This is a genomic window from Paracoccus sp. Arc7-R13, from assembly GCF_004010775.1.
GTDB classification, from domain to species: Bacteria; Pseudomonadota; Alphaproteobacteria; order Rhodobacterales; family Rhodobacteraceae; genus Paracoccus; species Paracoccus marcusii.
In genome coordinates, this window is record NZ_CP034810.1 from 160,994 (window position 1) to 183,065 (window position 22,072).

The following is a 22,072-nucleotide window of genomic DNA, read 5'->3' on the forward strand; positions in this document are numbered from 1 at the left end:
TGAACGGACCGGTTCGGAACCGCCGATCGGTGCGGCAAGTTTGCACCGCATCATCGGGCAGCATGCCCGAGAGACAGGAGATTACCATGAAAGCGTATCTTGTTCCGACCTTGGTTGCGGCCCTGACGATTGCGGGGGCCGCCTCGGCGCAGACGATGGCCACCGTTGCCACGGATTTGAACGTCCGGTCCGGCCCGGGCGTCCAGCACGGCGTGATCGGCGCCATCGGCGCGGGGGACGAGGTGTCGGTCCTGGGCTGCATCGACAGCGCGAACTGGTGCCAGGTCAGCGGCGACGGTCTGGAGGGCTGGGCCTATGGCGACTATCTGAACGTCAAGGCGGGCGACGAGGTCGTGTCGCTTTATCCCAACCGCGAGACGGTCCGTGTGACCATCATCGAGGCCCCCGTTGAGGACCCGACCACCGGGCAGGACGCCGCTGTGGGCGGTCTGGGCGGCGCGGCGATGGGTGCGCTGATCGGCGGCCCGGTCGGGGCGGTGGCCGGTCTTGCCATCGGCGGCGCGACCGGTGCTGCCGCAGCCGAGGAGCCCACGACCGAAGTGACCACCTATGTCACGTCGAACACGGTGGATCCCGTCTATCTGGACGGAGAGGTCGTGATCGGCGCGGGCGTTCCGGAAAACGTGACGATCTACGAGATCCCGGATCAGCCGGATTATCGCTATGCTCATATCAACGGCCAGACGGTGCTGGTGAACCCGCAGGATCGTCAGATCATGTATATCTATCGCTGACCTTCGCGGAAACGGCGGGCGCGGTCTTTGGGGTCCTGCCCGCCGGACCTGGATTGCTAAAAGCGTAGGTCTGACGGCGGCGGTCCATTCATCCAGTCATTGAGCCTTGGGACTGCCGGCAAGGGCGATTCCGCGTTTCAGTCTGTCCACGACGGATCGACCACGTCGGCCAGATTTTGCAGAATTGTCTATGTTGCGATCTGAAATCGGCGGACGCTCACTGCCGTCGCCTGCTGTTCCACAGTCACCGCTGCGCCCTGCTAACGGGCGCAGCGTGTCGTCACATCGCCTCCAGCTGGTCGACCGCTTCCTGACAGGCAGCCTCGTCTCCTTCGGCAAGGGCACGCTCCGCATCGGCGATCAGGCTGTCGCGATCGGGCATGGCCTCGTCTCCCTCGGCCTCTTCCGCGGCGGTCGGTTCGCCTTCCTGCTGCGCCTGGACGTCGCTGCCGGACATGGCGACGGCCGTTCCGGGCTCTGCCTCCGTTCCCTCCAGCGGCGCAAGCGAGCCGTCCTTGGCGATGCCCTCGCCCGAGGCGCTGTCGGCCCCATCGGCTGCGGGCATGTCGGACGACGCATCGGCCGACGCCTCGGGGGCATCCGCCTGGGCGTCATCGCCCGCCGGCTGCTCCAGCGGCGCCAGCGATCCGTCCTTGGCAATGCCCTCGGTCCCGCCTGACGCAGCACCCGCGCTGTCGCCGGTCATCGCGGCGGTATCGGTAAAGCGTGCCAGATCGGCGGCGCAATCCGCCTGCGCCATGCCGGCAAATGCGCAGATCGCGCAGCCGGCCATCCAGGTCATCGAATACTTCATGTCTCGTCTCCCATGATGCAGCGTCTCCTCCTCAGAAGACGTAATGAAGCTCCTGCCTGCGCCCGATGTTCCAGCAGATGACCTATAACGTTTGCTAATCAGCACCTGTCCGGCCGGGCGGTCGGCACCGAACGCCGCAACCCGCCAAGCCGATGAAAGGCAACGGGTTCGCCCGAACGGCGCATGACACAGAGTGCAAAACCTGCCCCAGCAACGCTGACATTAATCAAGTTGCGTGGTCGTTAACCCTGATCTTAGCTGAAACATGTCGTGAACATCGCAATGTCCTACGGCGTTCTCTTTCAGCGGCGGCCCCATGCATTCTCGTCGTCTTGTCGTCATCTCGGATCATTGCAGCGATGGTCCGCCGGTCCCGGTGACGCATCCGGCGCAGATCGACACCATCCTGCCGCCGCCCCCGACGGGACAGGTCTCCGTCACCGGCGGCTATCTGGAACGCCTGCCCTTGGCAGCGATCGCGGCGGGCATCGTCGATACCGCCGAGATCTGGAGCTTTGCCGGGCGCTGCGGCGAATCCGATGCCAGCCTGGGCCTTGCCGCGGGCCGGGCCGATCCGGACCGCCCCGGCCTGACGCGGCGCGTCTTTCGCGCCGATGCGCATGACGCGCCTTATGGATCGGCCGAGGCGGTGCGCCATCTGCACCAGACCGGCGCGCCCGACATCCTGTGCGTCTGGGGCCTGGGGGTCGGGCATGACATCATGGATGTGGCACGCGGTGCGGTCACCATCTACAATTCGATCGACGCCCCGGCACTGCGGATCCCCGACGACCTGGCGGCGCGGTTCGACCTGTTCCTGACCGGCGCCCCTTGGCAATCGGCCGAAATAAGGGCGCGTATCCCCGGCGCCCGCACGCGCGTGCTGCCCATCGGCCCGAACTTTGCGTCCGACGTGACCTTTCATCCGACCGGTGCGGCCAAGGATCGCGACGTGGTCTATGTCGCCTGCGCGCAGCCCTACAAGCGCCACGACATCCTGTTCGACGCGATGGAGCGCCGCCCCGGCACCACGGCCCTGCTGGTCGTCGGATACGGCGACGACGACCTGCGCGCCGACGCCGACCGCCGCGGCCTGGACGTCGAGATCGTGGGCCCCCCGGGGGTGGATCATGATGCCGTCAACCGGCTGATCAACCGCGCCCGCGTCGGTGTGGTGTGCGGTCAGCATGACGGCGCCCCCGCGATCCTGACCGAATATCAGCTGGCTGGCCTGCCGGTGCTGGCCAATGCGGACCTGGTCTGCGGGCTGGACCACGTGCCTGCATCGGCCGGGACCATCGCATCCCCCGGCGCGCCCTTTGCCGCCGCGCTGGACGGGCTGCTGGCATCGCCGCCCGCCGATCCCCGCCCCGACGCGATCGCCCGATGGGGCTGGCGCGCCAGCATCGCCTGCCTTGGCCAAGACATCGACGCGATCCGCAGCGGTCGCCGGAAGGAGCCGTCATGACGCCCCGCGACCTGTCGCACCCCGCGACGACCGACAAGCCCGCCCTGATCTGCCTGTCGCATCTGCGATGGGATTTCGTGACCCAGCGGCCTCAGCACCTGATGGACCGCTTTGCCCGCGATTACCGCGTGCTGTTCTGGGAGGAGGCAATCCCCACCACGCATCACCTGCCCTATCTGGAGTTCCACGCCTTTCACGGCACGACCGTCCAGGCCGTGCGCCCCCGCATTCCCGACCGCTGGTCGCCCCAGGATCAGGCCGCGGGCCTGGTGGGTCTGTTCGACCAGATGCTGGCCCTGAACGGGATCGTGCGCCCGGTCCTGTGGCTGTACACGCCGATGATGTGGCCCGTCGTGCAGCATGTCGATGCGGCGGCCGTGGTCTATGACTGCATGGACGAGCTGGCCTCGTTCCGCTTTGCGCCGCCCGCGCTGGCCGGGCTGGAGGCCGCGCTGATGGCATCGGCGGATCTGGTGACCACCGGCGGCTGGTCCCTGTGGGAGGCGCGGCGCAACGATCACGCCAATATCCACGCCTTCCCCTCCTCGGTCGAGACGGGGCATTTCGCGACCGCACGGACGGGACTTGCCGAACCCGACGATCAGGCCGGCCTGCCCGGCCCGCGGCTTGGCTGGTACGGGGTGATCGACGAACGCGTCGATCTGGACCTGATCGCGGGACTGGCCGCGGCGCGGCCCGACTGGTCGGTGGTGATGATCGGTCCGGTGGTCAAGATCGACCCCGCCAGCCTTCCCCAGGCGCCCAACCTGCATTGGCTGGGCCAGAAGAGCTACGACCAGCTGCCCGCCTATCTGGCGGGGTGGGACGTGGCGCTGATGCCCTTCGCGATGAACGAGGCGACGCGATACATCTCTCCGACCAAGACGCCGGAATATCTGGCCGCCGGATGCCCGGTCGTGTCCACCCCGGTGCGCGACGTGGTGCGCCAGTACGGCCATCTGCACGCGGTCCGCATCGCCGACGGCCCGGCGGCCTTTGTTGCGGCCTGCGCCGATGCGCTGGCGGATGCCCCGGCCGACACCTGTACCGAGGCCGACGCGGTGCTGGCCCGCCAAAGCTGGGACCTGACGCAGGCCCGCATGGCGGCGCTGCTGGACCGGGCGGTCGACCGACGCCGGCGGCCTGCCGTGCCCCGCCCCCGCCGCGCGCGGCCCCGTCCCGACGTGACCATCTGCGGCGCGGGGTTTGCCGGCGCGGTCATGGCGCGCCAACTGGCCGAACAGTCGGGCAAGCGGGTGCTGGTCGTCGACCGGCGCGACCATATCGGCGGCAACGCCTTTGACGAACGCAATGCCGACGGCCTGCTGATCCACCGCTATGGCCCGCACATCTTTCACACCAACGCCAGCGAGGTCGTCGACTTCCTGTCGCGCTTCACCGAATGGCGGCCCTATGCGCACCGCGTGTTGGCCGATCTGGGCGATCGCCGGGTGCCGATGCCGATCAACCGCACGACGCTGAACATGCTCTATGATGCCGGGCTGACCGGCGACGCGGATACCGCCGCCTTCCTGGCGGCGCGCGCCCGGCCCGTGGACCCGATCCGCACCGCGCGCGATGTCGTCGTCTCGGCCGTGGGGGACGATCTGTATCGGCGGTTCTTCGAGGGTTACACCCGCAAGCAATGGGGGCTGGATCCGTCCCAGCTGGACCCCTCGGTCACGGCGCGGGTGCCGACGCGCACCGATACCGACGATCGCTATTTCACCGACCGGTTCCAGGCGATACCGCGCGATGGCTATACCGCAATGTTCGCGCGCATGCTGGACCATCCGGGGATCGACGTGCGCACGGGCACCGATTTCCATGACATCGACCCGGCCGATCGCGGCGCGCTGACCGTCTATACCGGGCCGATCGATGCCTATTTCGGCCACCGCTTCGGCGCGCTGCCCTATCGCAGCCTGACCTTCGCGCACGAGACCCTGCCCCAGCGCCAGTTCCAGCCGGTGGGCGTCGTGAACTATCCCGACCCGGACGTGCCCTTCACGCGGATCACCGAATACAAGCACCTGACCGGGCAGGACCACCCGATGACGGCGATCACCCGCGAATATCCGTCGGACCGGGGCGATCCCTATTATCCCATCCCCTGCCCGAAGAACCAGGCACTGTTCCGCCATTATCAGGCGCTGGCCGGTGCGGAACCGAACGTGATCTTTGCCGGGCGTCTTGGCAGCTACCGCTATTACAACATGGACCAGGTGGTGGCCCAGGCCCTGGCGCTGCACCGGCGCATGATGGCGGTCCCCGCGCATGCCTGACCGGTTGCTGCTGGCCACCGACAGCGCCGAGCCGTCGGGCGTGGGCGCGCATATGGTCGCCCTGGCCGCCGCGCTGGCGGAGCGGGGCCTGCGCCCGGAAACGCTGTGGCCCGACCATCCGGCGGGCCGCGCCCTGGCTGCGCAGGTCACAGCGGCGGGCGGCATGGCCGCGGTGACGGATACCGGGGCGATGGCCCGGGCGGTCGCGGACTGGGCGGGGCAAGGCCGCGGAACGGTCCATGTGCACGCCGGCATCGGGTGGGAGGGGCACGCCCTGACCCGCGCCGCCCATGCCGCCGGCGCGACCGTGCTGCGGACCGAACATCTGCCCTGGCTGCTGACAGACCCCGATCAGATCGCCGAATACCGCGCCGCGCTGGCCGGGGTGCATGGCGTGATCGCCGTGTCGCGCCAGGCCGCGGACGGGTGGCGCAGGGCGCTTGGCCCGGGAACATCCGTCCGCGCGGTGCCCAACGGCATCCGCCACCGCCCCGCGCCACAGGCGGACCGCGACGACCGGATGATCCTCTGCGTCGGTCGCCTGACCCCGCAAAAGGCGCAGCGCGTCCTGTTGGGGGCGCTGGCCCGGCTGCGGCGGGGCGGCGGCGACGCACGGGTCGTGATGGTCGGCGACGGTCCGGGCCGGCTGCTGCTGGACCGCGCGATCCGCCGGTTGGGCCTGCAGGACCACGTAACCTTGGCCGGGCGACGCGACGACGTGCCCGCGCTGATGGCGCAGGCCGGAATCCTGGCCCTGCCGTCGCGGTTCGAGGGGCTGCCGCTGGTCGCGCTGGAGGCGATGGCCGCCGACCTGCCCGTCGCGGCCAGCCGGATCGGCGGCACCGTCGAGGCGCTTGGCTCCGATCACCCCTGGCTGCACCCGCCGGGCAACAGCCGCGCCCTTGCCGACCACCTGGCCGCGGCGCTGCGCGATCCGCAGGCGCGCGCACGCGTGGCCCAGGCGCAGCAGGACCGTTTCACCGCGCATTTTACCGCCGCCCGCATGGCCGGCGACACTCTGGCCGCCTATCGCGCCGCCCGCGCAAAGAAGGAAAAACCGCCTATGGACCGTATCAGACTGGGCTTCATCGGGGCGGGCGGCATCGCGCATCGCCATTTCGGCGTGCTGCAGACCATGCCCGACGTCCAGGTCGTGGCCATCTGCGACACCGACCCCGCCCGCGCGCAGGAGGCCGCAGATCGCATGGGGGCCACGGCCCATCACGATCACGACGCGATGCTGGCCGCGCATGATCTGGACGCCGTCTACATCTGCGTGCCGCCCTTTGCGCATGGGGCGCCCGAACGGGCCTGCATCGCGCGGGGCCTGCCGTTCTTCGTCGAAAAGCCGATCACCCTGGACGTCGATCTGGCCCAGCGGATCGCGGCAGAGGTCGAGCAGGCCGGGCTGATCACCGCCGTCGGCTATCACTGGCGCTATCTGGACACGATGGACGAGGCGCGCGCCCATCTGGCGACCAATCCCGCGCATCTGATGCAGGGATTCTGGATCGACCAGACGCCGCCGCCGGAATGGTGGTGGCGGGCCGACGGATCGGGGGGCCAGGTCGTCGAACAGGCCACCCACATCATCGACGCGGCGCGGTTCCTGGCCGGCGACGTGACCGAGGTGTTCGGCCTGTCCGCGCGGCGCGACCGCGACGACTTTCCCGGCCTGACCGTCCCCACCGCCACTGCGGCCACGCTGCGCTTTGCGTCGGGGGCGGTGGCCAACCTGTCGTCGACCTGCTTGATGCGGTGGAACCACCGCGTCGGCCTGCATGTCTTCAGCGACGCCATGGCGATCGAGATCACCGACCACGACCTGATGGTCGACGTCGGCCAGGGTCGACCCGTCCGGCAGGCCAGCGGCGATCCGGTCTGGCGCGAGGACCGCGATTTCGTCGAGGCCGTCATGGGCCGCGAGAACCGCATCCGCTGCGACTATGCCGAGGCGCTGCTGACCCATCAGGTCGCGCTGGCCGTGGGCCGGTCGGCCGAAACCGGAACCCTTGTGCGGATGGAGGGGCTGCGGGCCGACCCGCAGCCCACCTTTTGTCCTGCCGCTGCGGCGGGCGCCGACGATGCCGCATGAACATCGCCACATCCGGTCGCTGGCCATCCTGGACCACGGCCGTCCGGGCTTCTTCAGCTATGACGAAGGGCCGGCGGGGGACGGGCAGGTCCGGCTGGACCTGCTTTATACCGGGCTGTCTGCGGGGACCGAGCTGACCTTCCTGAAGGGGACCAACCCCTATCTGCACAGCCGGTGGGACGATGTCGCGGGCCGCTTCGTGCCCGGCGAACCGTCGGCCCGGTTCCCGGTCAACTTCCTGGGCTATATGGAAAGCGCCCGCGTGATCGACGCGCGCGCGCCGGGCTGGCGGAACGGTCAGGTGGTCGGCACCGCCTTCGGTCACAAGACCGGACATACCGCCGATCCGTCCCACGACCTGCTGACGGCGCTGCCCGACGGGATGGACCCGATGCTGGGCATCTTCGTGGGCCAGATGGGACCGATCGCCGCGAACGGCATCCTGCATGCCGATGCCGAGGCCTTCGGCGCCGCCGTCCCGCATCTGGGCGCCAGCCTGGACGGGCGTTCCGCGCTGATCTGGGGTGGCGGCACGGTGGGCCTGTTCTGCGCGCTGTTCGCGCAAGCCGCTGGCGCGTCCGAGGTAGTTGTCGTCGATCCCTCCCCCTTCCGCCAGGACATCATCCGCAAGCTGGGCATGACCCCGATGGACGAGGACGCGGCCGTGGCCCATGCCAAGTCCGCATGGCACGACCGTCACGGCGGCCGCGGCGCCGAGGTGGTGTTCCAGACCCGCGCCCATTCCGACAGCCTGCACCGCGCGCTGGCCGCCCTGCGCCCGCAGGGCACGGTGATCGACCTGGCCTTCTATCAGGGCGGTCTGCCGGACCTGCGCCTGGGTGAGGAGTTCCACCACAACGGCCTGCGCCTGATCTGCGCCCAGATCAACCGCATGCCGCGCCGTCTGGCCGCCGACTGGAACCAGCGGCGGCTGGCCGCGGAAACCGTCCGCCTGCTGGAGCGCATGGGCCCCGCCATCCGCCAGCACCTGATCACCCATGTCGTACCCTTCGACGAGGCGCCGCGGTTCCTGGAACGCCTGGTGGCCGAGCGGTTCGATTTCCTCCAGGTCGTCTTCGCGACCTGATCCCGCCAAGGAGCGATCCGATGAACGACGATCTGAACCAGCCCTGGGGCGTTCAGCCGCCCCAGGACCTGCCCGTCCCGCATCCTGACGCCGGCAAGATTCGCATCCTGTTCGTCCTGGCCTGGCTGGTCGTCGGCGGAGAGGAGACGGAACTGCGCCTGCTGGCCCGCACCCTGCCCCGCGACCGGTACCGGATCGACGTCATCCCCTGCTTTCGCAAGGAGGGGATGACCGACCAGACAACCGACCAGCTGCGCGCGCTTGGCATCCATGTCGACACGACGCCCTATGCGCTTGGGTTCGACGACACCATCGACTATCTGCGCCGCAAGATCTGCGGGGCCGACGTGGTGGTCAGCTGTCAGAACGTTGCCGACATCTATCCCGCGATGGAGCGTCTGGCCCTGCGCCCGCCCCTAATCGAACATGGCGGGCTGGTCAGCGAGGCGCTGGCCGGGCCCAAGCACCTGACCGCGCGCTATGTGGGCGTCTGCGACAGCATCCGCGCGGCGGCGGCGGGACGCATGCCCGACCGGCCCGACCATGCGGTCGAGATCCCGTCGATGGTCGATCTGACCGAGTTCGATCCGGCACGCCGGGCGCCCATCCGCGCGGCGCTTGGCATCGCCGACGACCAGGTGCTGATCGGATGGGTCGGCCGCCTGGACCGCAAGAAGCGGGTCGAGGATTTCCTGGCCGCCGCGATGCGCGTCGCCGCCAGCCATCCGCAGGCGCGGTTCGTCGTCATCGGCGGGCCGGACGCCTTCATGCCGGAATACGCGCTGCAGCTGCAGGCGCTGGCGGCACCCCTTGGCGACCGCGTGATCTTTACCGGCGACCGGGCGGACGTGCCCGACCTGCTGGCGGCGATGGATGTCTTCTGCTGGCTCAGCCGGGGCGAGGGCATGCCCCATGTCATCGCCGAGGCCGGGGCCGCGGGCCTGCCCGTCATCGCCACCCCCGACAACGGCGCCCTGCAGCAGATCCGCGACGGCGTCAGCGGCCTGTTCGTGCCGCACGAGGATCCCGGGGCGGTTGCCGCCGCCATGCGTCGGCTGATCGACGATCCGGCCCTGCGGCACGGCTTGGGATCGGCGCTGCAGGCCCATGTGCGCGCAACCTATTCCGCCGCGATCGTGGTGCCGCAATGGCAGGCGCTGATCGACACCGTCCTGGCCGAACAGGCCCCGGCGCCGGCGCCCACGCTGTTCGCCAGCATGATCCAGGGGGGATGGGAATCCTCGACCCATCGGCGGCGTGACGGGCGGCGGCTGGATGTCATCGCGGCCATCGGTCACGACACCCATGCTGCCCAGGATTACCTGCAGCTGCAAAGCCTGGGCATCCGCACCTGCCGCGACGCCCTGCGCTGGCCGTCGATCGACGCGGGCGGCGCACTGGACCTGGGATCCTGGACCCCGATGCTTCAGGCGGCGCGCGACACCGGCACGCAGGTGATCTGGGACATGATGCATTACGGCTGGCCGGACGATCTGGACGTCTGGTCCCCGGCCTTCGTCGACCGCTTTGCCCGGCTGGCCCGCGCCGCCGGTCGGCACCATCGCCAAGTGACGGATGCCGTCCCCTTCTGGTGCCCGGTAAACGAGATCAGCTTCCTGTCCTGGGCCGGCGGGGATGCGGGCTATCTGAATCCGTTCGCCAGGGGCCGCGGGTTCGAGCTGAAGGTCCAGCTGGCCCGCTGCTATCTGGCCGCCCGTGCGGAGCTGCTGGCCATCGACCCGCGGGCGCGCTTCGTCACCGCCGAGCCGCTGATCGCGGTCCAGCATGCCGACTGGACCGGGCGCCCGCTGTTCGAGGCGCATGGCTGGCACGACGCCCAGTTCCAGGCCTTCGATCTGATCGCGGGCCGCCTCTGGCCGCAGATCGGCGGGTCAGAAGCCGCGCTGGACGTGGTCGGCGTCAACTATTACTGGAACAACCAATGGATCCATGGCGGCCCGCCCATCGACGTCGACCATGCGCTGCACCGCCCCCTGTCAGATCTGCTCGTCGAGGTCGCGGCGCGCTATGACCGCCCCGTGATGCTGGCCGAGACCGGGACCGAAGGCGCGCGCCGCGCCGCGTGGTTCGATCATGTCATGACCCAGACCCATCACGCCCGTCGTCGCGGCGTCCGGGTCGAGGGGGTATGCCTCTACCCCATTGCCGACCACCCTGGATGGGACGACGACCGCATGTGCCCGAACGGCCTGCTGGGCGCAGACCCCAGCAGCGGCGCACGCGACGTCCACGTTCCCTTGGCACGCATGTTGCGAGGCGTGTCACATTGGTAATGTCGAGGGATATGAGCACAGACCCGCCGCAACGCTGGTTATCCAGTTTCAGCGAAATGCGTTTGCTTGGTATCCCAAGTGAATCATCGCTAGAAGTGGCGCTGACCTATCAACCAGTCTGAATTGGTTCGGCAAGGTTTACCGGTAGAATCGATATTTCACGCATCTGTTTGCAGATAGGAGCCTGACTGGAAACGCAGCGTCTGATACCTTGTGGACTACGTTTATTCCGATCCGGTCATGCGTTTCAGCTGCTGATCATCAGTCAGCCGTTCGATGCCAAAGGCTTCCAATGCCTTGACGATGATGTCCGTGGGCGAATCCCCCGCTTCGGCTGCCGCTGTCTCCAAGCCACGGCGAAGGTCATCGGGAAGGTCAATTGGTGGGGTCGAACCGGTCATGTTCCGCTCTCCTGTGTCGTTTATTGAACATGTCAGCGTGTCATGCGGTTCCCAAGCTTGCACGTCCGGTGAGGTCTCCTCACCGATAAGCCAGGCGCCCTTTCGAGGTTACAAGCACCAGAGAAAGCAACGTATTGCGTCCGAGTTTCCAAGTACGGTCGGGAACGGATGGGTCGTCGCTGGTGGCACGATGCCTGGGAACCAGTGCTTTGCCCGAAACAATGACGACGTCATGGCCAGGAACATTTGCTGCGGCTGCCGGTTGCCGGACCTCCACCGACAAGGAGGATCCGATGAACCACCCACGTGTCTTTGCAGTCACATCCGCCGACGCCGTCCCGACCCCGTCGAGGCTCAGGCTCGCTCCACCTGTCAGCGACGCCATGCCGCCGATCCTGCCGGCAAGCGACCTTTTCGGGTGGAACGTTCATATGGCAAACAGGCGCATGACAGCCGGCACGGCAAGCAGCTGCGTCAGCCGGCACCTCTGCCAGCATCAGACTGCCTCCGTGACTGCTGACAGAGTGCCACGCGTCGATGATATCGCCATCCATGCCGCCACCGCCAAACCCCTGCGCGCCAGGCAGGCAAGACCAACGTTCGATCTCACCTTACCGGCCAGCCCGATCTCCGACCATGAGCCGCCCCTGACCGTGCGTACAGCCCATGCCCCGGACATCACCGAACAGCCGCTTTGGAGCGTGCCTATGGACACCACGCCAACCATCGGCACGCCTTTGAACGGACAGTAAATGGGGAATGACGGAATGCAGACCTGGTTGTGCCTGTCCGGCGGAAACGCATTGGGGGCCTTTCATGCCGGCGCACGGAAGGCCATTCAGGACGCAGCGCTGAACGTCACACGCATCTCGGGCGCCTCGATCGGGGCGATCGTCGCGGCGGTCATCGCGGGCAATCCGCCAGACCGGCGGGTCGAAAGCCTGGACCGCTTTCTCAACGACATCGCTCAGTCTGCCTTGTCCGGAAGCGGGCGCCGCCGGTTGGTCACGGGCACGTTGCTGTTCGGACACCCTGCGCTGTTCAGCCCATCGGTCCCCGGGTTGGCCGAGATCCTCCCCGGCGTGCCGCCCGACAGGTCAGTCTTACATCGCTGGGCGACCCGTCGGCTGATCGAGGACTATGTGGATTTCGATCTGCTGAACGCGGGCGGCATCGAGGTCACCGTGACCGCGACGGATGCCGAAACCGGCTCCGTGGCGGCGTTCCGCAATACGGTGGAACCGCTGACGGTGGATCATCTTATGGCCAGCAGCGCGTTGCCGGTCCTGTTTCCCCCTGTCACCCTGAACGGTCGGCATTTCATGGATGCGGGCCTGGCCGAGAACCTGCCCCTGCGCCCGCTGCTGGATCGCGATGACGACGCCCTGATCCTGGCCTGCGATCTGTACAGCGCAGCGGGGCCGCTGCGCCAGACGATGGACGGCATCGCCGACCGGTCACAAGAGCTTGCCTTCGGATACCAGTCGCGCCGCGCGATCGCGGCGTGCGACCTGACCGGACGTCGCTTTCATCATGTCATCCTGTCGGACCCCGAGGACGACTTTTCCGGAAAGTCCTTCGATTACAGCCAAGCGTCCCTGCGCCGCCGATCCAAGCTGGGACATATGCTGATGGCCCAGGCGCTTGAGAGCATCATCGCTGAACCCCCGACATGAGAGGCCCATCATGATCCCACCCCGACGGCACGCCGCGCTTGATGCCGTGTCCGCGGCCCTGCTGGTCCTGGGGCCGGCATCCATGAGACGAAACGCCGGCCTTCGGGCGCCGTTGACCGCCATAGGATTGGGGGTGGCCGCGTATTCGCTGGCGACATCCTATCGCGGTCGCTCGCCCGGGCGGCCGATCCGCATGGACCAGCACCGGTTATTGGATGCCGCGCAGGGTGCGGCCTGCCTTGCCTTGGCGCGCGACGTGGACGACCAGACGGTGCGCACGATGCTGCGCGGCTATGGGGCGTTCTCACTGGCGGTGGCGGCAGCGTCCTCGCCCCCCGGACCGGCCGGCATTGCCGTCCCTGCGGACGCTTGGGCGACTGATCTTGGCGAGGATCTGGCCTGTTTGCGCTGCGGCATCGTCAATGTCGCGTTCATCGGCGCTGCCGGTGCCGGCGACCGGAACTGGTATCTGGTCGATGCGGGCGTGCCGGGTTCGGCCGCGGCCATCCTGCAGGCGGCACGACGGCGCTATGGCGCATCCCGACCCGCCGCGATCCTGCTGACGCATGGGCTTTTCGATCATGTGGGCGCCTTGCATCATCTGGCAGAGACATGGGACGCGCCCATTTATGCCCACCCGGCCGAGCATCCCTTTCTGACCGGCCGCCAAGCCTATCCCCCTGCAGCCCCCGAGGTGGGGGGCGGTATGATGGCGGAACTGTCCTGGCTGTTCCCCCGGCATCCGATCGACGTGTCGCACCATCTTCGGGCCCTGCCGGAGGATGGTCGCATTCCGGGTCTGGAGGATTGGCGGTGGATCCATACGCCCGGCCACACGCCGGGTCATGTCTCGTTCTGGAACGCCGGCACGCGGGCCTTGCTGGCGGGCGATGCCGTCATCACGACGCGCCAGGAGTCCCTCCGGGGTGCCCTGCTGCCGCAGGCCCACCTGCAGGGCCCCCCTGCCTATTTCACACCCGATTGGACGGCGGCCGATCTGTCGGTCCGGCGGCTGGCGGACCTGGAGCCCCGGATCATGGTGACAGGCCATGGCCCGGCACTGCAGGGAGATGCGCTTTCAGAACGGCTGCATGCGCTGGCGACGACATTCCGTCAGCGTGCACTGCCGAACGACAGCCGCTATCTTCGCCAACCATCGTAAGATGGTGGAGTGCCGTTTGTTGATAGCAATGATTGCCGGTTGGATTCTGGCCGAATGTACGGGCAGGCGCGAGTTGTTGATACACAACAGATGTCGGCGCGGACCGGTATTCTTGGCGGTACGACGACGGCACGTCCGTGTCGCACCTTGACCGGTAGGGATCACATGTCCGAAGATCCCCCCTTGCCAGCGTGACCAAAGCTTAACCGAAAGCCCTCGAAACTCGCTGTTGCCCAAGCAAGGTACCCCTATAGTTCAAGCCGCCCTCCGTCACAGCAACCACAGCACGGCACCCGTTCCCCAAATGCCGATCGACAGCAGCAGAATGAGGAATGCTATCCGAATTGCGGGTTGAGCCCGGGCCGCATGCACGGACAGTCTGCGCCGGGATGTGCGGTTGGCCAGCCAAGCGAATAGAAGCATCATCTGTGCCGCGAGAAGAAACACCGTCGCCACGGCTTTCGGAACCCAGGTGGGCTGGAACGGGCCGAAGACGGCCTGCATCCCGATCGCAACCGCAGCAGTCGCCAAACCAGTCCTGATCCAGCCAGAGAACGTGCGTTCCACCGCAAGAATGGTGCGATCTTCGGCAAGATCCGTGCGGTCTTCGGCGGGCTGGTCCTTGATTGCCATGATATGCGCGCTGTCGTTTGCAATGCTGCCGGATAGCTGTTGAGACCGCTTGCATTGAAGAGGGAGCCACGGCCTCCCCGTGCCTCTGTGCGGTGCCTTTGCAGTGGGCTGACCGGCCAGCGCCTGCCCTGCTCGGAAAAGAGCGTATCTTGAAAGCAAGTGTCACCATCAGGTTCGCCAAACAGTGCCTTGGAACACTGCAGCCTGGTATCCGGTGCCCCACTTCTTCTTTGGTAAAGATAACGCCGACGATCACGACAAGCTCGGGTCGGAACAGAGCGTCGCGAAAACGACAGCCCCGTTGATGCGGGGCTGCCAAAGATGCTTTGGACGCTTAGACTTTTGCCGACCCCGGCATACCTGTCGGGGAACCGGCTGTCCGGGGGGCCGTGGAGGATTGGGAATGGCCGGACCCAGGGGATGCCTTGCCTTCTTCCGCGTCCGTCAACTCGTCCTGTGCGGCGGCCACGACGCTGGAGGCGGCTGACTTCGCTTCGTCCAGCCCGGCTGATACGGCGTTTCCGATGCGGCTCTTCTCCTCCGCATAGATCGCCTCCGCCTCGTCGAACAGCTGATCACGATAGTCGCCCATCAGCTCGTCTTCCTGCCGCGTGCCGGGCAACAGGGCGCCCAAGGCTGCGCCCCCGATCAGTGCAAGCGCACCGAACAGCAAGGGTTCGTTTTCATAGCTGCGGGCGACCTGCCTGTTCGCCCGCGCCATCTGGCGGCTGGCCGCGTCGCTGGCATCCAGTGCCTTGCGGCGTGCCGTCTCGATCCGGCGACGGGCCTCTTCGCTCATCCCCTCGGTGCCCTCTCCAAGCCGGTCCCGAAAATGGCGCGCGCGATTGCCCAATGCCGTCGTGCCGTCACTGACGCGGTCCCGCAGGTGGCCGGCGGTCTCTCTGGTTCTGTCCATCATGCTATGTTCCTTGTCGGATCCGGTGCTCTGGTCGAAGGACGATCCGGTCGTCATCGGGCGACGGTCCGAACTCCAACCCGTGGTCGATGCCACACCGCGCGGGGGCGGGGTGCCGCAAGCCCGCGTCGATGCCGTCTGGTCGTCGCGCCGTCCGGATGACGGGCCAAGGCCATGGACCGGGTCATGCCCGCGACCGAAGATCATCCATGCCAGCCCGATACCCGTCAGGCCCAAGGCAACAGGGTTGGCACGGGCGGCTGCGCTGGCGGATTCCGCCCATTCCGCGCCATTCCGACGAACGGAGCCCGTCAGGCGGCGCGACAGGCCGTCCAGGGACAGTTCGTCCTGCAGATCGTTCAGCGTCCGGCGCAGGGCGTCACGGTCCTTCTCGATCTCGCGTTCGATATGGTCCGGGTTGTCTGCATCATGCGTCATGATAGGCCTCCTTGACCGTGGTCGCGTCGCGCTGGACGTTCTCGACCGTACGCGTCGGCATCAGGTTCTCGGGTTTCAGGTCGGCCATGCCCTTGCGCAGAAGGCCATAGGCCAGAATCGCAAGCACGACCCCGACGATGACCGCGCTCCAAATCGGGCCAAGATCGGTTTCCGCCAGGGCGGCCACCAAGGCCGCCGTCAGCACGTTCAGCGTGACGATGCCGATGACGGCGGCGGCCACGATCATCCCCAGCCCAGCACCGGCATGGCTGAGGTTCCGGCGCATCTCTGCCTTGGCAAGGGCGATTTCCTTGCGGACAAGATCCCCTGACAGCCGCAGTGCATCCGTCGCAAGCGTGGCGGGGTTCTGGGAGCGGACAGGATCAGTCATACGAACCTCCGATCGTGCGGCTGCCCGAGAGGCCAGGGTTGCCGGATGACGCTGCGCCGGTGCCGGACACAGGCTTGGCCCCCATGCCCACGTGATGATCAGGGTTTGCAGCACCCGTTTGGGCGACCGCTGCGCGATCACCGGAGCCGGTCGGCCGGGTCGTGCCGGTCATGCCATAGCTACCGGACCTGGTCATGTCTGACGAACTGGCGGACCCTGCCCGCAGAAAACGGACCGCGGCAAAGCCTGCCAAGGCCGACAGACCCAGAAAGGCGCCCGGCTGGCGACGCGCAAAGCGACGCACATCACCCAGCATCTGTGCGGGGTCCGTCGAATTCAGGCTGTCCGCCAGTCCGCTGACGCTGTCGGCGGCACGGTCGAACATCTGTGCGACGGTCGAATCCGGATCGATCTCGGATCTGGCCTTGCGCAGACCTTCGGCCACGCTCTCGGCACGGTTCGCAACGCCGGAACGCAGGTTCTGCTCGCGGCGCGCAACATCGTCCTTGACCGTTCCGGCCAACCGCGACGCCTGTTCGGAGGCCTCGGCCCTGATGCTGCCCTGTTCGGACGTATCAGTCTCCCTGAGGTTCGGATCGTTGATGGTCATCTGAGATCTCCCTTTTCTGGCTGAAGACGAGCATTACAGCGACCCGCCGACAGGTTTATCGGGGCCCCAACCAAGCGACGGAGATGATGTTCCAATAACGTTAATTAAGTTGAAGATTTTTCATGCGGCAACCATGCCAGAATAGTGAAATTATCCTTCTATTACATTGTCTTGAAATTTTTTAAGTTATCAGGCTTATTTTTTATTTCGCAGAAGGCGCCATGTCGAAACGGACCGTTCTACGACTATATGGCTTCGGTCTCTTGACCCGCGGGAATAATGACTCGGATTGTCTATTAATGAGGGATAGAAATCTATATAAATCAACCGAAGATTGCAAAAAAGAGGTAGGCCGTCCACCCAGTGATATCGAAACACCCCGCAGCACATTTGATCATATCCGTATCAGATATGGCAGTGCACAGATTTCGACTGCCGCGTATATAGTACGCCATGTTTTCATCAGCATTTATTGTGATCGCAGAACGCTGACCACCCGTTGCACCCCGCGACTTCGGCAGCAGTGGTCCTAATGTTTTGCCCTCATAGAGAACAGGAGGCATCACCCTCAAACGTCATTGAAAACATCACCTGACTTACGACGCCGTTGCGAGCATCGGCAAACTTTACAGCTATAATAGGCCGCGAGCATGGCACCAATCCTTTGATCCAGAGCCAACGCCACCTTTGACCTTGCTCTTAGTCTTACCCGATATGACATAGCCGACAGAATCTACGCTATTTTTGCTGATAATCGCGTGGAGAAAATCATACAGCAAAACGGTCAGCGTAGCGGCTACAATTAATACTGGAAGGGGAAGAGCAATAGCAACTGTCCATGCTTCATAGTCCTAGCGCCAACGCCAACGCCAACGCCAAGAAACTGAAATTCACGCTTATTCAAAAAGGCAGAACAATTGCAAATCTCAAAGGGACGAGAAATCACGGAAACCCGTGATTAAATGAAATTTTCTACGATTTGAGAAGCGGTGAACGCTAGTTGCCTCTCTCCGCAAACATTGTTGCGGCCGCCGGATGCAAGGGGGCGGCCAAGCCCGACTCCTGCATGTCGCGAACGGACAGCTTCTCCAGCACGGCCGCTGAGACCCCGATCGAGGGAAGGTTTGCGATGGTATTTTTGAAGATTGCGGCAACGATGTCATCCGGCATGTCCGTGCGTGTCACCAGCGTCGCCAAGACTCCGATCGACAGGATCCTGCCCTTTTTTCCATAGACGCTGCGCGGAATGGACGAGTAGACATAATCGTCGTTCGCCTCGATGAACGCGCGCACTTCGGGTCCGGAAATGTTGACCAACCGCGCATCGCACTCGTTGATGGCACGATCGACGACCGAACTGGGATGACCCAGGATCAGCACGGTCGCGTCGATCCTGCCGGCGCATAGTTCATCCAGTCCGGTGCCGGTGGTGAGTTCAAGCAGCGCCCTGAAATCCGTCCGATCCAGACCCAGGGCCGTCAGCAGGCGCATGGCCGTCGCCTGCCTGCCCGATGCAGGCAGACCGATATCGACCCGCTTGCCGACAAGCCCCCCCAGGCTGAGGATATGGGCGTCGGGGCGCGCCAGGACCGTCAGCGTTTCCGGATAGAGCGACATGACGCTGCGAAGATCAGAGAAGGCCGGTTTACCCACGAACGGGCCTTCGCCGGTCAGGGCCATGGTCTGCACGTCGGACTGCACGATGGCGAAATCAAGCTGGCGGGTCCGCAGCGCCTCCATGTTGTAGATCGAACCGGGGGTGGCCTCGGGGCTGCAGCGCAGTGCCGCCTCAGCCCGGTTCGTCTCCTGACACAGGGCGGTGGCGGCGGCGTAATAGCTTCCGTTAACGTCCCCGGAGCCGATGGTGTACAGCCGTGGATCCTGTGCCTGCGCAACTGTCGACACGGACAGAAAGGCCACTGCCATCCAACGGAACATCGACGACCTCCGCACCCTGCTGTCGCCATTAGCGCATGACGGCGATTCATCGGCAAGCACGTAAAATCTTCTCGCAGAAACGCGAACTCGCAGTCACTATGGAAAGGGGGACCTTGCGAGGGAAGCGATGCCGGATTTCCTGTACGACATTCCGCTGCGCGACCTTGCCTTCTATTTCTCGCTTGCCGCCGTCCTGTCGATCTTCGTCGGGATGCTCGTCCTCAAGCCGATCCTGCGCCTGCTGATCGGTTCAGGCCCCGACCTGAACGAGGCGATCACGCACGGCACGGCCGGCTTCAACCTGTTCTATGGTCTGCTGCTGGGCCTGCTGACCGTGTCGGCCTATCAGAACAACGAGCGCGTGAACGAGGCGTTGCTGAACGAGGCCACGGTGCTGGGCGCGCTGTATTCCGACATCAACGGTTACCCGGAACCCGTTCGATCCGAGACCAAGGCGATGATGCGCGACTATGTCCTGTTCACACTGTACAAGGACTGGCCCGCCCACGCGCAGGGCTCCTATCTGGATGGCGGTGGCAATCGCGTGAATGCGATGCGCCAGAAGCTGTCGGGGTTCGAGCCGACCTCGGCCGGGCAGGAAATCCTGCATGCGCAGATGCTGTCGGCGTTCCAGGAGTTCACCCGCGCCCGGCAGCTGCGCCTGAACGGTGTCTACACGGAAATTCCCAACGTCCTGTGGTATGCCGTGCTGGTGGGCGCGGCGATCAATATCCTGCTGATCGTCCTGCTGCGGATGCGCCCCGTGCGTCAGTTCGTGCTGGGCACCATCACGGCGTTCTTTCTGGGCGTCATCCTGTTCGTCATCGTCGCCCTTGACGATCCGCTGCGCGGCGAAGCGGCGATTCAGCCCGACCCGCTAGAGCGCCTGTGGCAAAGGGTCATGATCTGGGACGAGCCCTGAGGAGGCGACATGGCGCAGTTTTCCATCCGGGAGGTCGAGGGAATGCGGCAGGTTCGCATCGAGATCGACCAGGAGACCATCCGCGCCCGCCGCGGGGCCCTGTCGACCATGCGCGGCGACATCGCCCTGACACCGCGGCTGCCGGCACTGGCGGATGTCTTTCGGTCGATGTTCACCAGCGAAGCCCGGATCAGGCCTTATTACAAGGGCAGCGGGTCGATCGTGCTGCAGCCGTCCTTGTCCGGATATCACCTTCTGACGGTTCAGGACGGCGAGACATGGGTTCTGGAGCCCGGCGTCTATTGGGCATCCGAAGGGGGCGTTTCCCTGGGCATGCGCCGTGAACGCTTCTGGCCCAGCCTGTGGGCGGGTGATGGCGGCCTGGTCTGGAAGACGACGCTTCACAATGCGGGCCAGGTCGCGATCAACGCCCCCGGCCCTGTCGAGACGATCGAGGTTCAGGACAGCGACCTGCGTGTTCAGGGTCGACTTGTGCTGGGCAGGACCGAGGGCCTGCGGTTTTCATCACGAAATCCGGCGTCATTTCCGCGCAACCTGATCTCCGGGCAGAAACGCCTGCGTGTTTTCAGCGGCACCGGAAAGGTTCTGGTTTGCTGGACGCCTTATTGGAACGAACATCTGTATCGCAGAATGACCGGGGAAAGCATCGATGGAGCATTGCTGGAATGATCCCTTGGTGCGCCCATGTCATGCGCATCGGTCAAGATGCAGTGCCCTGCAGTCTGCCGCAGTCCCGCATGCGCGGTGACCAAACGATACGTAACCCTTTCACGGTCAGTTCCGTGATTTGCATATCCTTGAGCGGCTTCTCCCCGCAGTAACCGCAACCAATATCGCTTTGTGGCGTCGCTGGCCTTCTGGTCTGCCCCCTGAAAAGTGGTCCTCCCTAAGGTATGGCTTTTGAGCCATTTGGAGGATGCAGGAATGCCCCAGAAAAAGCACAAGCCGGAGGAGATCGTCGCCAAGCTCCGGCAGGTTGACGTGTTGGTGTCGCAAGGCCAGTCGGTGGCCGAAGCCGTGCGGTCGATCAGCGTGACGCAGTTCACCTACTATCGGTGGCGCAAGGAGTTCGGTGGGCTGAAAACCGACCAAGTGAAGCGATTGAAGGAGCTGGAGAAGGAGAATGAGCGGCTCCGGAAGGCCGTCTCTGACCTGACGCTCGAGAAGCTCATCCTTCGGGAAGCGGCATCGGGAAACTTCTGAGCCCCGCCCGCCGCCGTGCTTGCATCGAGCATGTCAGGCAGAAGCTCCGGATCTCGGAACGGCTCGCCTGTCGCGTGCTCGGGCAGCATCGCTCGACACGGCGGAAAGTGCCGAGCGGACGGGCCGATGAAAACGTCCTGACGGCCGACATCATCGCGCTCGCCTCGCAATATGGGCGCTACGGATACCGCCGGAGTTGCCGGTGGTTGCGCCACTGGTCCGAGCGACCACCGGCGACGCCCTTCTGCGCGAGGCCGGTTGGGCGGTGAACGTGAAACGGGTCGAGGGGTCGGACGCATGCGTCCGACGGCGGCGGGAGGGGCTGAAGGTGCCACAAAAGCAACCAAAGAAGGGTCGGCTCTGGCTGAACGACGGGTCATGCATCCGTCTGCGGCCAGAGCGTTCGAACCATGTCTGGTCCTACGACTTCGTCGAAGCCCGGACCCACGATGGAAGGAAGTTCCGCATGCTCAATCTCATCGACGAGTTCAGCCGGGAGTGCCTGGCAATCCGGGTCGACCGGAGGCTCCGATCGACCGACGTCATCGACGTCTTGTCCGATCTCTTCATCCTGCACGGTGTGCCGGATCATATACGGTCCGACAATGGCCCGGAGTTCATCGCCAAGGCGGTGCGGGAATGGATCGTCGCCGTCGGCGCGAAGACCGCCTACATCGAGCCGGGGTCCCCCTGGGAGAACGGTTACTGTGAGAGCTTCAATTCCAAGCTCCGCGACGAGTTGCTGAACGGGGAGATCTTCTACAGCCTCGCTGAGGCGAAGATTATCATCGAGAGTTGGCGCCGCCATTACAACACCAAGCGCCCGCACTCATCACTGGGGTATCGCCCGCCAACTCCCGAGGCCATCCAGTGGCCGGCTTCGCCATCCGGAGCCGCTTCGCCGGCCACCCCAGCTGTAGCGCCAAGACCCGAAATGCACTAAGACTGAAACCGGACCACCCG

General features: G+C 65.5%; 19 protein-coding genes and 1 pseudogene. 12 read left to right on the plus strand and 8 right to left on the minus strand.

What is annotated here, in order from left to right; genetic code table 11:
* The first annotated feature begins 86 nt into the window (after nucleotides 1-86).
* Nucleotides 87-755, plus strand: a complete 669-nt coding sequence (locus EOJ32_RS00835) for a DUF1236 domain-containing protein (protein WP_127897397.1) — start codon at nucleotides 87-89, stop codon at nucleotides 753-755.
* 280 nt (nucleotides 756-1,035) lie between these two features.
* Here EOJ32_RS00835 and EOJ32_RS00840 read toward each other — a convergent pair whose 3' ends face one another.
* Complete coding sequence (locus EOJ32_RS00840; RefSeq protein ID WP_052714768.1) at nucleotides 1,036-1,569, minus strand: hypothetical protein; 534 nt, start codon at nucleotides 1,567-1,569, stop codon at nucleotides 1,036-1,038.
* A 316-nt stretch (nucleotides 1,570-1,885) separates the two neighbouring features.
* Between EOJ32_RS00840 and EOJ32_RS00845 the strand changes: the two genes are divergently transcribed.
* The 5 genes from EOJ32_RS00845 to EOJ32_RS00860 are packed head-to-tail and all read left to right on the plus strand — an operon-like array spanning nucleotide 1,886 to nucleotide 10,798.
* Nucleotides 1,886-3,037 (plus strand): glycosyltransferase, encoded by a 1,152-nt coding sequence (locus EOJ32_RS00845; protein ID WP_127897398.1) that lies wholly within the window; start codon nucleotides 1,886-1,888, stop codon nucleotides 3,035-3,037.
* The gene (glf, locus tag EOJ32_RS00850) at nucleotides 3,034-5,322 is read left to right on the plus strand and encodes a UDP-galactopyranose mutase (RefSeq protein ID WP_205963163.1); all 2,289 of its coding nucleotides are present in this window, start codon (nucleotides 3,034-3,036) and stop codon (nucleotides 5,320-5,322) included. Before EOJ32_RS00845 ends, glf begins: the two co-directional genes overlap by 4 nt.
* On the plus strand, nucleotides 5,315-7,417 hold the full coding sequence (locus tag EOJ32_RS00855; protein ID WP_205963164.1) for a glycosyltransferase: 2,103 nt from the start codon (nucleotides 5,315-5,317) through the stop codon (nucleotides 7,415-7,417). The genes glf and EOJ32_RS00855 overlap by 8 nt, the downstream gene beginning before the upstream one ends.
* Nucleotides 7,407-8,504 carry a zinc-binding alcohol dehydrogenase gene (locus EOJ32_RS20230; protein WP_139085958.1) on the plus strand — a complete coding sequence of 366 codons (1,098 nt, stop codon included), beginning with the start codon at nucleotides 7,407-7,409 and terminating at the stop codon, nucleotides 8,502-8,504. Before EOJ32_RS00855 ends, EOJ32_RS20230 begins: the two co-directional genes overlap by 11 nt.
* A 20-nt stretch (nucleotides 8,505-8,524) precedes the next feature.
* Entirely contained in the window at nucleotides 8,525-10,798 is a 2,274-nt protein-coding gene (locus EOJ32_RS00860; protein ID WP_127897399.1) for a glycosyltransferase family 4 protein, read from the plus strand.
* A 224-nt stretch (nucleotides 10,799-11,022) separates the two neighbouring features.
* Here EOJ32_RS00860 and EOJ32_RS20020 read toward each other — a convergent pair whose 3' ends face one another.
* Nucleotides 11,023-11,199 carry a hypothetical protein gene (locus EOJ32_RS20020; protein ID WP_164871366.1) on the minus strand — a complete coding sequence of 59 codons (177 nt, stop codon included), beginning with the start codon at nucleotides 11,197-11,199 and terminating at the stop codon, nucleotides 11,023-11,025.
* Nucleotides 11,200-11,278: 79 nt separating this feature from the next.
* The gene (locus EOJ32_RS00865) at nucleotides 11,279-11,584 is read right to left on the minus strand and encodes a hypothetical protein (protein ID WP_127897400.1); all 306 of its coding nucleotides are present in this window, start codon (nucleotides 11,582-11,584) and stop codon (nucleotides 11,279-11,281) included.
* Between EOJ32_RS00865 and EOJ32_RS00870 the strand changes: the two genes are divergently transcribed.
* The 3 genes from EOJ32_RS00870 to EOJ32_RS00880 are packed head-to-tail and all read left to right on the plus strand — an operon-like array spanning nucleotide 11,583 to nucleotide 14,037.
* The gene (locus EOJ32_RS00870; protein ID WP_127897401.1) at nucleotides 11,583-11,951 is read left to right on the plus strand and encodes a hypothetical protein; all 369 of its coding nucleotides are present in this window, start codon (nucleotides 11,583-11,585) and stop codon (nucleotides 11,949-11,951) included. The genes EOJ32_RS00865 and EOJ32_RS00870 overlap by 2 nt on opposite strands.
* Nucleotides 11,952-11,966: 15 nt before the next feature.
* Nucleotides 11,967-12,875 (plus strand): patatin-like phospholipase family protein, encoded by a 909-nt coding sequence (locus EOJ32_RS00875; RefSeq protein WP_164871367.1) that lies wholly within the window; start codon nucleotides 11,967-11,969, stop codon nucleotides 12,873-12,875.
* A gap of 10 nt (nucleotides 12,876-12,885) precedes the next feature.
* Entirely contained in the window at nucleotides 12,886-14,037 is a 1,152-nt protein-coding gene (locus EOJ32_RS00880) for an MBL fold metallo-hydrolase (protein WP_205963165.1), read from the plus strand.
* Nucleotides 14,038-14,307: 270 nt separating this feature from the next.
* Here EOJ32_RS00880 and EOJ32_RS00885 read toward each other — a convergent pair whose 3' ends face one another.
* The 5 genes from EOJ32_RS00885 to EOJ32_RS00905 form a co-directional block, all read right to left on the minus strand.
* Nucleotides 14,308-14,670: a DUF202 domain-containing protein gene (locus EOJ32_RS00885; RefSeq protein WP_127897403.1), complete on the minus strand. Its 363-nt coding sequence runs from the start codon at nucleotides 14,668-14,670 to the stop codon at nucleotides 14,308-14,310.
* A gap of 334 nt (nucleotides 14,671-15,004) precedes the next feature.
* Nucleotides 15,005-16,024 (minus strand): DUF3618 domain-containing protein, encoded by a 1,020-nt coding sequence (locus EOJ32_RS00890; RefSeq protein ID WP_127897404.1) that lies wholly within the window; start codon nucleotides 16,022-16,024, stop codon nucleotides 15,005-15,007.
* Nucleotides 16,014-16,415 carry a phage holin family protein gene (locus EOJ32_RS00895; RefSeq protein ID WP_127897405.1) on the minus strand — a complete coding sequence of 134 codons (402 nt, stop codon included), beginning with the start codon at nucleotides 16,413-16,415 and terminating at the stop codon, nucleotides 16,014-16,016. The genes EOJ32_RS00890 and EOJ32_RS00895 overlap by 11 nt, the downstream gene beginning before the upstream one ends.
* On the minus strand, nucleotides 16,408-17,025 hold the full coding sequence (locus EOJ32_RS00900) for a hypothetical protein (protein WP_127897406.1): 618 nt from the start codon (nucleotides 17,023-17,025) through the stop codon (nucleotides 16,408-16,410). Before EOJ32_RS00900 ends, EOJ32_RS00895 begins: the two co-directional genes overlap by 8 nt.
* A gap of 996 nt (nucleotides 17,026-18,021) precedes the next feature.
* Nucleotides 18,022-18,963 carry a TAXI family TRAP transporter solute-binding subunit gene (locus tag EOJ32_RS00905; protein WP_127897407.1) on the minus strand — a complete coding sequence of 314 codons (942 nt, stop codon included), beginning with the start codon at nucleotides 18,961-18,963 and terminating at the stop codon, nucleotides 18,022-18,024.
* 127 nt (nucleotides 18,964-19,090) lie between these two features.
* Here EOJ32_RS00905 and EOJ32_RS00910 point away from each other — a divergent pair, with 127 nt between their 5' ends.
* From EOJ32_RS00910 to EOJ32_RS00920, 3 genes and pseudogenes are all read left to right on the plus strand, one after another.
* Nucleotides 19,091-19,885: a DUF4239 domain-containing protein gene (locus EOJ32_RS00910; protein WP_127897408.1), complete on the plus strand. Its 795-nt coding sequence runs from the start codon at nucleotides 19,091-19,093 to the stop codon at nucleotides 19,883-19,885.
* 9 nt (nucleotides 19,886-19,894) lie between these two features.
* Nucleotides 19,895-20,575 carry an AIM24 family protein gene (locus EOJ32_RS00915; RefSeq protein WP_127897409.1) on the plus strand — a complete coding sequence of 227 codons (681 nt, stop codon included), beginning with the start codon at nucleotides 19,895-19,897 and terminating at the stop codon, nucleotides 20,573-20,575.
* A 255-nt stretch (nucleotides 20,576-20,830) separates the two neighbouring features.
* Nucleotides 20,831-22,052: pseudogene (locus EOJ32_RS00920) on the plus strand (IS3 family transposase).
* The last annotated feature ends 20 nt before the right edge of the window (nucleotides 22,053-22,072 follow it).